Origin of the sequence: Aquincola tertiaricarbonis, assembly GCF_023573145.1 — a bacterium.
Taxonomy (GTDB): Bacteria; Pseudomonadota; Gammaproteobacteria; order Burkholderiales; family Burkholderiaceae_C; genus Aquincola; species Aquincola tertiaricarbonis_B.
This window is the reverse complement of sequence record NZ_CP097636.1, coordinates 165788-178357: the sequence shown is the minus strand read 5'-3', so window position 1 is coordinate 178357 and position 12570 is coordinate 165788. Positions and strand designations below refer to the sequence as shown.

The 12570-nt window shown below is 70.8% G+C and carries 13 protein-coding genes and 1 riboswitch; of the genes, 8 read left to right on the top strand and 5 right to left on the bottom strand.

Annotated elements, in window-relative coordinates; translation table 11 throughout:
• Positions 1-37: 37 nt before the first annotated feature.
• A riboswitch (cyclic di-GMP riboswitch) is annotated at positions 38-124 on the bottom strand.
• A 133-nt stretch (positions 125-257) separates the two neighbouring features.
• A complete protein-coding gene (locus tag MW290_RS15115) occupies positions 258-1280 on the top strand; it encodes a septal ring lytic transglycosylase RlpA family protein (protein WP_250198549.1) in 1023 nt (340 codons plus the stop codon).
• Between the two features lie 129 nt (positions 1281-1409).
• Here the strand turns inward: MW290_RS15115 and MW290_RS15110 are convergent, their stop codons facing one another.
• Positions 1410-2225, bottom strand: a complete 816-nt coding sequence (locus MW290_RS15110; RefSeq protein WP_250198548.1) for an SDR family oxidoreductase — start codon at positions 2223-2225, stop codon at positions 1410-1412.
• Between the two features lie 59 nt (positions 2226-2284).
• Between MW290_RS15110 and MW290_RS15105 the strand changes: the two genes are divergently transcribed.
• Genes MW290_RS15105 through MW290_RS15085 form a run of 5 tightly spaced genes read left to right on the top strand, consistent with a single transcriptional unit; the run spans position 2285 to position 7638 of the window.
• Positions 2285-3310, top strand: a complete 1026-nt coding sequence (locus tag MW290_RS15105) for an ABC transporter substrate-binding protein (RefSeq protein WP_250198547.1) — start codon at positions 2285-2287, stop codon at positions 3308-3310.
• On the top strand, positions 3307-4131 hold the full coding sequence (locus tag MW290_RS15100) for an ABC transporter ATP-binding protein (RefSeq protein WP_250198546.1): 825 nt from the start codon (positions 3307-3309) through the stop codon (positions 4129-4131). Before MW290_RS15105 ends, MW290_RS15100 begins: the two co-directional genes overlap by 4 nt.
• Entirely contained in the window at positions 4131-4934 is an 804-nt protein-coding gene (locus tag MW290_RS15095; protein ID WP_250198545.1) for an ABC transporter permease, read from the top strand. The genes MW290_RS15100 and MW290_RS15095 overlap by 1 nt, the downstream gene beginning before the upstream one ends.
• A 27-nt stretch (positions 4935-4961) precedes the next feature.
• Positions 4962-6929 carry a PhoX family protein gene (locus tag MW290_RS15090; RefSeq protein WP_250198544.1) on the top strand — a complete coding sequence of 656 codons (1968 nt, stop codon included), beginning with the start codon at positions 4962-4964 and terminating at the stop codon, positions 6927-6929.
• 31 nt (positions 6930-6960) lie between these two features.
• Positions 6961-7638: a YecA/YgfB family protein gene (locus MW290_RS15085; protein ID WP_250198543.1), complete on the top strand. Its 678-nt coding sequence runs from the start codon at positions 6961-6963 to the stop codon at positions 7636-7638.
• A 13-nt stretch (positions 7639-7651) separates the two neighbouring features.
• On the opposite strand, the gene MW290_RS15080 is transcribed toward MW290_RS15085, so the two are convergent.
• Positions 7652-8917 carry an Hsp70 family protein gene (locus MW290_RS15080; protein ID WP_250198542.1) on the bottom strand — a complete coding sequence of 422 codons (1266 nt, stop codon included), beginning with the start codon at positions 8915-8917 and terminating at the stop codon, positions 7652-7654.
• Between the two features lie 41 nt (positions 8918-8958).
• Positions 8959-9609, bottom strand: a complete 651-nt coding sequence (locus tag MW290_RS15075) for a LysE/ArgO family amino acid transporter (RefSeq protein ID WP_250198541.1) — start codon at positions 9607-9609, stop codon at positions 8959-8961.
• A 75-nt stretch (positions 9610-9684) separates the two neighbouring features.
• Between MW290_RS15075 and MW290_RS15070 the strand changes: the two genes are divergently transcribed.
• Both MW290_RS15070 and MW290_RS15065 read left to right on the top strand, forming a co-directional pair.
• Positions 9685-10626 carry a LysR family transcriptional regulator ArgP gene (locus MW290_RS15070; protein ID WP_250198540.1) on the top strand — a complete coding sequence of 314 codons (942 nt, stop codon included), beginning with the start codon at positions 9685-9687 and terminating at the stop codon, positions 10624-10626.
• A gap of 185 nt (positions 10627-10811) precedes the next feature.
• Positions 10812-11021 carry a hypothetical protein gene (locus tag MW290_RS15065; RefSeq protein WP_250198539.1) on the top strand — a complete coding sequence of 70 codons (210 nt, stop codon included), beginning with the start codon at positions 10812-10814 and terminating at the stop codon, positions 11019-11021.
• Here the strand turns inward: MW290_RS15065 and MW290_RS15060 are convergent, their stop codons facing one another.
• Positions 11022-11804, bottom strand: coding sequence for a metallophosphoesterase (locus MW290_RS15060; RefSeq protein ID WP_250198538.1), 783 nt, complete (start codon positions 11802-11804; stop codon positions 11022-11024).
• Between the two features lie 18 nt (positions 11805-11822).
• Complete coding sequence (locus tag MW290_RS15055; RefSeq protein ID WP_250198537.1) at positions 11823-12539, bottom strand: UPF0149 family protein; 717 nt, start codon at positions 12537-12539, stop codon at positions 11823-11825.
• Between the last annotated feature and the right edge of the window lie 31 nt (positions 12540-12570).

Below are 12570 nucleotides of genomic sequence, written 5' to 3'. Positions count from 1 at the left end.
ACGCGATGCGGCCGGCCGCCTGTGCGCCAGGCGGTCGGTCGGCAACCCCGCTGCCGTGGCGCTTGCGCGCGGTAGGCCGGTGGCTTTGCGTCCCCGCCTTTCGACGGGTTTGCCCTGAGAAGGCGCCGACGTTATCGCCGCGTGCTGCGGCGCGCACGTCACAAAGTCATGAACCGCATCACGGCTCATTTCTGAGAGCTGCAAGTGGTTGCAAGCGGCGTGACAGGCATCACGAAGCTTCCTGGACAATTCGCGCCATGCCCCCGTTGCCGCTGTCACTGCCCCGCATGCCCGCTCCGGCCACCTGGCTGCCGGCCACGGTGGCCTGGGCCGCCCTGCTGCTGGCCGGCTGCGCCAGCGGACCCAAGTCCACGGGCAGCTGGCCCGACAAGGACGGCCCCGACCCCAACCCGCCGCCCAACCTGATGAGCGTGCCCGACGCCGAGCCGCGGGTGGAGATGATCCGCACCGGCGGGCCCAACAAACCCTATGAGGTGTTCGGCCGCAACTATGTGCCCATCACCACCGATTCACCGGTGATGCAGGTGGGCCTGGCTTCCTGGTACGGCCGCAAGTTCCACGGCAAGCCCACCGCCAGCGGCGAGCTGTACAACATGTACTCGATGACCGCGGCCCACCCCACGCTGCCGATTCCCAGCTATGCACGCATACGCAACCCGGCCAACGGCAAGGAAGTGATCGTGCGGGTGAACGACCGCGGCCCGTTCCACGGCTCGCGCGTCATCGACCTCAGCTACACCGCCGCGTTGAAGCTGGGCGTGCTGCGCGGCGTGGCGCCGGTGCAGGTGGAGCGGCTGACCAACGACGAAATCCGCGCCGGCACCTGGCGCCGGGCCCAGCCGGACGACACGGTGATGGCCGCCGCGCCGCCCGCGGGCGACATGGCGCTGGTGCAGGCGGCGCCGGCCGAAGCAGCCGCAGCGCCGCAGCAGCCTCAGCCGGCACCGGCCACGCCTGCCGTCGACCCACCGGCCACCCAACTGCCGCTGACGCAGGAGACCGCGCCGGCCCGCGTGCCGGGCGCGGTGGGCTTCTGGGTGCAGCTGGGCGCCTTCAAGGCGCATGACAGCGCCGTGAGCCTGCAGCGCCGGGTGATGACCGAGCTGGACATGCTGTCGCCGCTGCTGGCCATCTTCAACGAGGGTGCGGTGCACCGGCTGCAGGCCGGCCCCTACGCCACCCGCGACGATGCGGCCCAGGTGGCGCAGCGGCTGCGCAGCACGCTGCAGTTGGCGCCCATCATCGTCCAGCGACGGTAGTGGTGCCCCCAAGGCCCGGGCTGCGCCCGGACCGCCCCCCCGAGGGGGAGCAAGCCAGCTTGGGGCGGCCCGGCGCTGGCTTGATGGTGCCCCCAAGGCCCGGGCTGTGCCCGGCGCTGGCTTGACCTCTTAACGCCCGCCCGCCACGTCCATGATGGCGCCGGTGGTGTAGCTGGCGTCTTCCGACAGCAGCCACACGATGGCCGCTGCGATTTCCTCGGCGCGGCCGGGGCGCTGCATCGGGATCAGGGCGCTGGAAGTGTGTGCCCGGTCGGGCCAGCCGCCCGAGGCATGGATGTCGGTGTCGATGATGCCGGGCCGCACCGCATTGACGCGGATGCCTTCCAGCGCCACCTCGCGCGCCAGGCCCACGGTGAAGGTGTCGATCGCGCCCTTGCTGGCCGCATAGTCCACGTACCAGCCCGGCGCGCCCAGCACCGCCGCCTTGCTGGACAGGTTGACGATGGCACCGCCACGGCCGCCGCCGGCCCGGCGCGCCGCCTCGGTGGCGTGCACGGTGCTCATGCGGCGCACCGCCTCGCGGGCGCACACGAAGCTGCCCACGATGTTGGTGTTGAACATGCGCTGCAGCCGCTGCACCGTCATGTCGGCCACGCGCTGGTTCTCTGCCACCACGCCGGCGTTGTTCACCAGCGCACCCAGCGGGCCCAGCGCGGCGTCCACCGCATCGAACATCGCCAGCACCTGGGCTTCGTCGGCCACGTCGGCCTGCACCGGCAGCGCGCGCCGGCCCAGCGCGGTGATCTGGGCGCACACCGCGTCGGCGGCCTGCGCGTCGCGGGCGTAGTTCACCGCCACGTCCCAGCCCTGCTGCGCGCAGCGCAGCGCGGTGGCCGCGCCGATGCCGCGGCTGCCGCCGGTGACCAGCACCACCCGTGGCGCCCCCGGGGCAACCCCACTTGTGTAGACAACTCCGGTGTTCATCGGCCCATGATGACATGCGCTTGGGTACAGTGGGCCGCAAACACCACAGGAGACAAACGATGCTGGTCCGACGGTCGTTCCTGGGCGCTGCCAGCCTGCTGGCCCTGCCCGCCACCTTGCGTGCACAGGCACTCGAAAAGCCCAAGCTCACGCTGGCGGTGGGCGGCAAGAACCTGCTGTACTACCTGCCGCTCACCATCGCCGAGCAGTTGGGCTACTTCAAGGCCGAGGGGCTGGAGGTCTCCATCGTCGACTTCGCCGGCGGCTCGCAGGCGCTGCGGGCGGTGGTGGGCGGCAGCGCCGACGTGGTCTCGGGTGCCTTCGAGCACACTATCAACATGCAGGTCAAAGGCCAGCGCTTGCGCGCCTTCGTGCTGCAGGGCCGGGCGCCGCAGATCGTGCTGGGCGTCAACCCCAAGACCATGCCCAACTTCAAGTCGGTGGCCGACCTGAAGGGCAAGAAGATCGGCGTCACCGCGCCGGGCAGCAGCACCAACGTGATGACGAATTTCGTGCTGGCCAAGGCCGGCCTGAAGCCGTCAGATGTCAGCATCATCGGCGTGGGTGCCACGCAGGGCGCGGTGGCGGCCATGCGCAGCGGCCAGATCGACGCCATCAGCAACCTCGACCCGGTGATCACGCTGCTGCAGCGCTCGGGCGACCTGAAGATCGTGTCGGACACCCGCATCGTGGCCGAGGCCGAGAAGGTGTTCGGTGGCCCCATGCCCGCGGCCTGCCTGTACGCCCCGCAGAGCTTCATCGACAAGCACCCCAACACCACGCAGGCGCTGGCCAATGCCATCGTGCGGGCCGACAAGTGGATCCAGGCGGCAGGGCCCAACGACATCATCAAGACGGTGCCCGAAGCCTTCCTGCTGGGCGATCGCGCGGTGTACATCGACGCCTTCCTGGCGGCCAAGGGCGCCTTGTCGCCCGACGGCCTGGTGCCCGACAAGGGCCCCGAAACCGCGCAGCGCGCGCTGGCCAGCATCGACCCCGAAGTGGCCAAGGCCAGCATCGACCTGTCGGCGGTGTTCACCAACGACTTCGCCCGCAAGGCCAACCAGAAGTACCCCAAGGCATGACGGCCGACGCCACCGTGCCGGCCCTGCAGTTGGCCGGCGTGGCCTGCACCTTCATCAGCAAGGACGACCGCAGCCAGCGCTACACCGCGGTGCGCGACGTGACGCTGACGGTGGGTGCGGGCGAGTTCGTCTCGGTCGTCGGCCCCACCGGCTGCGGCAAGAGCACGCTGCTCAACATGGCGGCCGGCCTGCTGCAGCCCAGCGCCGGCAGCGTGCAGGTGTTAGGCCAGCCGCTGGCCGGCATCAACCGCCGCGCGGGCTACATGTTCCAGGCCGAGAGCCTGATGCCCTGGCGCACCGCCCTGGCCAACGTGATGGCGGGGCTGGAGTTCCGCGGCGTGGCCGATGCCCGCACGCAGGCCGAGGCCTGGTTGCGGCGCGTGGGGCTGGGCGGCTTCGGCGACCGCTATCCGCACCAGCTGTCGGGCGGCATGCGCAAGCGCGTGAGCCTGGCGCAGACGCTGGCACTGGACCCCGACATCATCCTGATGGACGAGCCCTTCTCGGCGCTGGACGTGCAGACGCGCCAGCTGATGGAAAACGAGGTGCTGGACCTGTGGGCCGCCAAGCGCAAGGCGGTGCTCTTCATCACCCACGACCTGGACGAAGCCATCGCGATGAGCGACCGCGTGGTGGTGCTGTCGGCCGGTCCGGCGGCGCACCCGATCGGCGAATTCAGCATCGACCTCGAGCGCCCGCGCGACGTGGCCGAGGTGCGTACCACGCCGCGCTTCGTGGAGCTGCACAAGGCCATCTGGGACGTGCTGCGCGAAGAAGTGCTCAAGGGCTATGCCCAGCAGTTGCAGAAAGGGGCGGCCTGATGCGCCATGTGCGCCTGTGGCAGGCCTTGGTGCTGGTCGGCGTGTTCGTGCTGTGGTGGGCGCTGACCACGCCGGGCCTGATCCCGCCGCTGCTGTTCGACAACGACCGCCAGGCCGCCTTCTTCTTCGGTGAGCCGGTGAAGGTGCTGGGCCGGGTGTGGGACTGGTTCTTCGTCAGTGCCGACATCTACCACCACCTGGGCATCACGCTGCTGGAAACGGTGCTGGCCTTCGGCCTGGGCACACTGCTGGGCCTCGGCTGCGGCCTGTGGCTGGCGCTCAGCCCGCTGGCCGCGGCCATCCTGGACCCGTACATCAAGGCGCTGAACTCGATGCCGCGGGTGATCCTGGCGCCCATCTTCGCGGTGTGGTTCGGCCTGGGCGTGGCCAGCAAGGTGGCGCTGGGCATCACGCTGGTGTTCTTCATCGTGTTCTTCAACGTCTACCAGGGCGTGAAGGAGGTGAGCCCGGTGGTGCTGGCCAATGCCCGCATGCTGGGCGCCAGCCAGCGCCAGCTGCTGCGCCATGTGTACCTGCCCAGCGCCACCAGCTGGGTGTTCAGTTCGCTGCACACCTCGGTGGGCCTGGCCTTCGTGGGCGCGGTGGTGGGTGAGTACCTGGGCTCCTCGCAGGGCGTGGGCTACCTCATCCTGCAGGCCGAAGGCGCCTTCGACATCAACACGGTGATGGCCGGCATCCTGGTGCTGACCGCGTTTGCGCTGGTGCTGGACGGCCTGGTGGGCCGCATCGAACGTCGATTGATGAAGTGGCAGCCGCGCACCGGCGAAACAGAGAAACTCTGAGGCCGCACACCTGAGGAGGACGCCGCCATGGCCAAGAACTTCGACGAGATGGAGGACAGCAACCGCTCCGGCAACCCGAGCATCCATGATGTCTCGGACCCGGCCCGGCGGCTGTGGCTGCGTGGCGGCGCGGGCGCGGCGGTGGCGGGCTGGTTCGGCCCTTCACTGGCGGCGTTGGGCGGCCTGGGCGCGCTGGCGGGCTGCGCCACCGCTCCAGGTGCGGGCAGCCCTGCAGCGCCGGGCGGCTCGCGGTTGGGCTTCACCGCGGTGCCGCCTTCCAAGGCCGACACGCTGGTGGTGCCCGAAGGCTACGTGGCCGAGGTCATCGCGCCCTGGGGCGAGCCCATCGGCGTGCCGGGCCGCATGCCGGCCTGGCGCAGCGACGCCGGCAACAGCGCCGACGACCAGGCGGTGCAGATGGGCATGCACCACGACGGCCTGCAGTTCTATCCGCTGGAGGGCTCTTCCACCCACGGCCTGCTGGTGATGAACCATGAGTACACCGACGAAGGCCTGCTGCACGGCCCGGGCTCGTCGGCCGACAGCCCGGCGGGTGTGCGCAAGTCGCAGGCTTCGCACGGCGTTTCGGTGATCGAGGTGGAGCTGAAGGACGGCCGCTGGCAGATGGTGCGGCCCAGCAGGCTCGCGCGGCGCTTCACCGCGTTCACGCCCTTCCGCGTGAGCGGCCCGGCGGCCGGCCATGCCTTGATGCGTACCGCCTTCGATGCCGAAGGGCGCACCGTGCTGGGCACGCTGAACAACTGCGCCAGCGGCCGCACGCCCTGGGGCACCTACCTGTCGGGCGAAGAGAACTTCGCCTTCTACTTCAGCGGGGGCGAGCAGACCACCAAGGACCAGGCCCGCTGGGGCCTGCCCAAGAAGGCCTTCTACCCCTGGCCCAACCACGACGCGCGCTTCGACGCCAGCCGCCACCCCAACGAGTTCCACCGCTTCGGCTGGGTGGTGGAAATCGACCCGATGGACCCGACCAGCACGCCGGTCAAGCGCACCGCGCTGGGCCGCGCCGCGCACGAAGGCGCATGGGTGGCCGTGACGCGCGACGGCCGCGCCGTGGTGTATTCGGGCGAAGACGCGCGCTTCGAGTACATCTACAAGTTCGTCAGCCGCGACCGCATCGCGCCTGCCGGCAACGGCCTGACCGCCGCCCAGGCCAACCGCGAGCTGCTGGACCACGGCACGCTGTACGTGGCCCGCTTCGACGCCGACGGCAGCGGCCGCTGGCTGCCGCTGGTGCATGGCCAGGGCCCGCTGACCGCGGCCAACGGCTTTGCCGACCAGGGCGAAGTGGTGATCAAGAGCCGCCAGGCCAGCGACCTGCTGGGCGCCACCAAGATGGACCGGCCCGAGTGGCTGGCGATCGACACCGAATCGCGCTGGGTGTACTGCACCCTCACCAACAACACCCAGCGCGGCCAGCCCGGCAGGCCGGGCCCCGACGCCGCCAACCCGCGCGCCGAGAACGCAATGGGCCAGATCATCCGCTGGCAGGAAGACGGCGACTTCGACGGCGCGACGATGCGCTGGAACCACCTGCTGCTGGCGGGCGACCCGGCCAATGCCCGGCCCGAGGCGCGCGGCAACGTGAAGGGCGACTTCTTCGGCTGCCCCGACGGCCTGATGTTCGACCGCCGCGGCGTGCTGTGGATACAGACCGACGCCCATGCCACGCAGATGAACAAGGGCGAGTTCGAGCGCATCGGCAACAACCAGATGCTGGCCTGCGACCTGGCCACCGGCGAGGTGCGGCGCTTTCTCACCGGGCCGGTGAACTGCGAGATCACCGGCGCGGCGATGACGCCCGATCAGTCGACGCTGTTCATCAACGTGCAGCATCCCGGCGAAACGCCATCGGACATCAGCCGGGCGGATGCGCCACAGCTGTTTTCCAGCTGGCCCGACCACCGGCCCGACGGCCGCCCGCGTTCAGCCACCGTGGTGATACGGCGGCGCGACGGCGGCGTGGTGGGCACCTGAGCAGCGCCGCCTGGCCGCGCGACAATCCGGCATGACCGCCGTACCGCCCCTGACCGACGCCGAAGTCGGCGAACTCGATGGCCTGCTGGCCACGCTGCCCGAGCCGCTGGAACCGCTAGAAGCCAGTGCGCTCGACGGCTACCTGGTCGGCGTGCTGCTGCAGCCGCGGCCGGTGCCGCCCGCCCGCTGGCTGCCCTATGTGCACGACGTGGAAGGCCGGCCCGCGCCTCCTGGCGTGCCGCTGGAGCGCCTGCATGCGCTGGTGCTTCGCCGCCACGCCGAGCTGAATGCCGCCATCGACCAGCGCCAGTGGTTCGACCCCTGGCTGTTCGAGGCGGATGAAGACGCCTCGCCGTCGGAGGCGGTGATGCCCTGGGTGGCCGGCTTCGCGACCGCGATGTCGCTGTTCCCCACGCTGATGGACCGCGACGACCCCGAGCTGCTGGAGCCGCTGGCCACGCTGTTCGCCCACCTCGACCCCGACGACCTGGAAGACGCCGACGAGCTGCTGGCCGAGATCGAGACGCTGGAGCCACCGGCCGACATGACCGAGGCGGTGGACGGCCTGGTGCGCAGCACGCTGCTGCTGGCCGACGTGGCGCGGCCCAAGGCTCCGGCCCGTGCTGCCAAGCGCCCGGGCGGCGGCCGTCCCCGGCCGGGTGGGCCGCGGCCCCCGCAGCGCCCGCGCGGCGGCAAGCCGCGGGGCTGACGGCCAGAGCGGCTCAGCCGCCCCAGAGCCGCCGCGCGTGTTCGCCCAGGCCCTGGGCCACGCTGGCGAAGCGGTCGCCCTTGACCCGCTGCGCGTTGGGAAACTCCGCCGCGATGCGGTCGGCCAGCGGCGACAGGCCCGTGGAGCCACCGGTGAAATACAGCACGTCCACCTGATCGGGCCGCACGCCCGCCTCGCGCGCCGTCTGCACGCCGGCATCGACGATGCGCTGCAGGTCGGCGTCCAGCGCGCGCATCGCGGTGGCTTCGTCCAGCAGCGCCTGCAGCCCGGGCTCGATGTCGTCCAGCGCCACCGGCGCGGCGCCGCCTTCGGCCACCGCGATCTTGGCCTCTTCGGCCTTGGCGGCCAGCGCATGGCCCAGGCGCAGGCTCACCGCACGCATCAGCCGCTGGTGCAGCTTCACATCGCCATAGAAGTCGCGCATGCGGCGCAGCTCGGCCACGCGGCCGGGTGCATACACGGTGTTGATCAGGTGCCAGGTGGCCAGGTCGAAGTACACCTTGTTGGGCACCTCGCGCCCGCCCGGGCCCAGGCTGCGGTAGCCCAGCAGCGGCAGGATGGCGGCCAGCTCCAGGTGGCGGTCGAAGTCGGTGCCGGCGATGTGCACGCCGTGGTTGGCCAGCACGTCGTCCAGCCGGTCCAGCCGCTCGCGCCGCTCGGGGCCCACCCGCACCAGCGAAAAGTCGGAGGTGCCGCCGCCGATGTCGGCCACCAGCACCAGGTGCTCACGCTCGGCCGTGCGCTCGAAGTCGAAGGCTGCGGCGATGGGTTCGAGCTGGAAGCTCACGTCGGCAAAGCCGACGCTGCGCGCTGCCCGCTCCAGCGAAGCCTGGGCCTGCGCATCGCGTTCGGCGTCGTCGTCGACGAAGGCCACCGGCCGGCCCAGCACCACGCGCTGCAGCGGCTCGCCGGCCGCCGCTTCGGCCAGCTTCTTCAGGTGGCGCAGGTAGTCCCCGATCACGTCGAGGTAGCGCACCGCCTTGCCACCGCCCACGTCGGTGTGCTGGTCCACCAGCGTGGAGCCGAGGATGCTTTTCATCGAGCGCATCAGCCGCCCGTCCAGCCCGTCGATGTACGAGGCCAGCGCCACGCGGCCATAGCTGCGTTCGGGCTCGCCCGGCTGGCCTTCCTCCACCGCGTAGAACACGGCGGTGGGCATGGTGCGTTGGCCAGGCTCCACCTCCACCAGGCCGGCGCCCGGCAAGGCGATGGCGGAATTGGACGTGCCGAAGTCGATGGCGCAGCCGGCTGGCTTCATGCGGGGCCCCTGGGCAAAAGGGGCGGGATTCTAGAGAGGCTTTAAAGCTGACCCCGTATCAGGGAGGCGGCCACGCCGAACATCACCAGCGCCACGCAGCCGTCCACCACCCGCCAGGTGGCCGGCCGCGCCAGCCACGGCGCCAGGGCCGCGGCGCCATAACCCAGCAGCAGGAACCACAGCACCGACGCACTGCCCGCCCCGGCTGCGAACAGCGGCCGCGCGGCCGAAGGCTGCTGCGCCGCCACCGTGCCCACCAGCACCAGCGTGTCCAGGTACACGTGCGGATTGAGGAAGGTGAGCGCCGCGGTGGTGCCCAGCGTGGCGGCCAGGCCTTGCGCGCTGGTGGCGGCCGTCAGCCCCTGTGAGCCGGGGCGCCAGGCGCGCCGCGCCGCGCGCCAGCCGCACCAGGCCAGGAACAGCGCGCCGCCCCAGCGCAGCGCTTCCATCAGCAGCGGCAGGCGCGTCAACGCGGTGCCCACGCCGAACACGCCGGCCATCACCAGCAGCACGTCGGAGGCGGCGCAGAAAGCCACCACCGGCCCCACGTGCCGGCGCATCAGCCCCTGGCGCAGGATCAAGGCGTTTTGCGCGCCGATGGCGACGATCAGCCCGGCCATCAGCACGAAGCCATTGAGGAAGACGGTGAGCGGCGGCGCGCCAGGCAGCCAAGTGGTGGGGGAAGCAAGCATGGGCGGCATGGTGCCTCAGTCGCGCACGATGTGAAGCAATGCTGAATATCGATCATCCAAGTTAAGCTGAGCTGCATGAATGCCGACGCCTTTGATCCCGCCGCCCTCGCCTGCCTGGTGGCGCTGTCCGATACCGGCAGCTTTGCCGCGGCGGCACAGCGACTGGCGCTGACGCCTTCGGCCGTGTCGCAGCGCATGCGCGCCCTGGAGGCCCAATGGGGCCAGCCGCTGGTGGTGCGCACGCGGCCGCTGGACTTCACGCCCTCGGGCGCGGTGCTGCTGCGGCTGGCGCGCCAATGGCAGTCGCTGGCGGCCGAGGCGGCGCGCCAGCTGGGTGCCGACGCCGCGCACGGCGAGCGGGTGCCCATCAGCGTCAACGCCGACAGCCTGGCCACCTGGGTGCTGCCGGCGCTGGACGGCTTGATGCAGGAGGGCCTTGGCGCCGGCCATGGCATCGACCTGCGGGTGGACGACCAGGACTTCACCCACGAGGCCTTGCGTGGCGGCACCGTACTCGGCTGCGTGAGCAGCCTGGCGGCGCCGATGCATGGCTGCAGCGCCGAACGGCTGGGCGTGATGCGCTATCTGGCCGTGGCCAGCCCCGGCTTCGTGCGCCGGCACATGCCCCATGGCTTGCGCGCCGCCGACCTGGCACGGCTGCCGATGCTGGTGTTCAACCGCAAGGACAGCCTGGCGCAGCGCTGGGCGCAGCAGGCTTTTGGCCTGGCCGATCTGCGCCTGCGCGAGCGGCACGTGCCCGCCACCGATGCCTATGCGGAAGCGGCGGAGCGTGGCTGGGGCATCGGCATGCTGGCCGAATTGCAGGCGCGGCCCGCCATCACCGCCGGTCGCCTGCAGGCCGTGCTGCCCGAGGTGCATGTGGACGTGACGCTGTACTGGCACCAGTGGCAGCTGGCTGGGCCGCACGGCGGCAGCCTGCTGGCGCGTGTGGGTGCGGCCTTGAAGCAACACGCCGCGAAGGTGTTGGCACCCGGCGACGCCGGTTCGCAGCACTGACACATGGCGCTGCCACGCTGCGGGGCATCACGTCAGCCCTGGGCGGCGGTGTGGCCGATGCGCGACATCGGCCCACCGTGCTCGTGGGGGATGTGACGTGTGGCGCGGTGGACGTGGGATTCACGCTTCAGAAACATCGCGCTCAGATCGAAACTTGCTGTCACACACCCCGTGAGGCTGACGCCATGAATGCCACCACCCGCTCGCTGCTGTTCCGTCGTTCGAAGAGGCTGGTGGCGCCGCGCCCGCTGGACCCGGCCGACATGGGTGCCGAACTGGGCCTGAACCTGCGTCTGGAACGCCAGGCCGAAGAAGCGCTGCAGGCACCGGTGCTGCAGGCCCGCAGCGGCAGTGGCATCGGCTGGATGGCGCTGCTGCAACGCCGCCGCGCCTGATCAGCCGAACACGCTGATCAGCTTGAAGGGGTCGAACCCCTCCGGCTCGTTCCGCTTGGCCAGGCCCCGTGCCTGGCACACCACCCTCGACACACCACCCCCTGGCCGCGCCACGGTGTAGTCGTGCCGGCAATGCAGGTGGCCATGCAGCCACAGCTCGGTCTGCACGATCAGGTCGTCGTCGGCATTGCAGAAGCTGGCGGTGCCGTTCTGCTGGCCATAGCGCGGGTCGGCGCTGCGCAGGCTGGGCGCGAAATGCGTCACCACCACCGTCGCGTCCCAACGGCCTTCGCTGGGCTCGGCCAATGTGCGGGCCAGCCAGTCGCGGCAGGCCAGCGCCTCTTGCCGCACCGCCGGCGCATCAAACGGCTGGCCGTGGATCGTCGCCTGCATCACCCGCTGGAAGTAGCTGCCGGCGCGCAGCGACACGTCGCGGCGGGCGGGGCCGAACAGATCGAAGTCGCACCAGCGCACGGTGCCCACGAAGCGCACGCGCCGGCCTTGCGCGTCGCACAGGATGGCCGTGTCGCGCTCCAGCAGCGTGATGCCCAGTGCCGCGCACTCGGCCCGCAGCGCGGGCAGGGCCTCGGTCAGCTCGCGGCGGTCGAACTCATGGTTGCCGGCGACGAAGATCACCGGCACTGGCCAACCCGCAAAGCGCTGCAGCGATTGCCAGCGGCTGTCCAGGTCGCCGGCCAGCACCAGCAGCTCGGCACCGGGCGCAGGCTGCGGCTCGAAGCGCTCGCTTTCCAGGTGCAGGTCGGACAGCAGCTGCAGGCGCATCGCAGGGGCGCTACCGGATCAGCCGCGCCCGTGGCACTGCTTGAACTTCTTGCCGCTGCCGCAGGGGCAGGGGTCGTTGCGGCCCACCTTGGGCTCGTCGCGGCGTACCGTCTCCACCTTGTAGCGGGCTTCGCTGGTCTGGTCCCACAGGTCGTACACCGCATGCACCAGGTCTTCGATGCCGGCGTCGATGTCGGCCAGCGGATGCTCGCGGTCCAGCGTGGCGATGATCTCCTTGTCCTCGTCGGTCTCGGCCGGCAGGTGGCGATAGAGGCGCGACAGCGCCAGCTGCACGCCATCGTCGTCCAGCTCCAGCAGGCCGGGGAAACGCTCCTGCGCCCAGTGGAAGCCGGCCACCCAGGGCATCAGCGCGCGTGAGGCTTCGGAGACCTGCGGCTCGTATTCGCTCACCGGCGCCGAGCGGTCCAGGTCGACCACCAGCGGATCGAACCAGCCATCGTCCACCAGCGCGGCATTGAGGGCGGCATGGCGCCGCTCGATCAGGCTGCGGCAGCGCGCCAGCCAGGCCGGGTCCACGCCTTCGGGCAGGGTGCCGGTCTCGAGGTCGAAGATGGGCGGCAGCCACTCTTCGATGGGCACGATGCGGGGCTGCACCAGCACGCCGCACAAGTAGCCGTCGAGCATGATCGCGTCGAGCGGCTCGGCCGGCTCGGGCGTCTGGGTCAGCAAGGTGTCCAGCTCGTCGAGCTCGGCGTCGGTCAGGTCGAGTTTCATCCCGGGATTGTCGCCGCAGGCTGAAATGAAA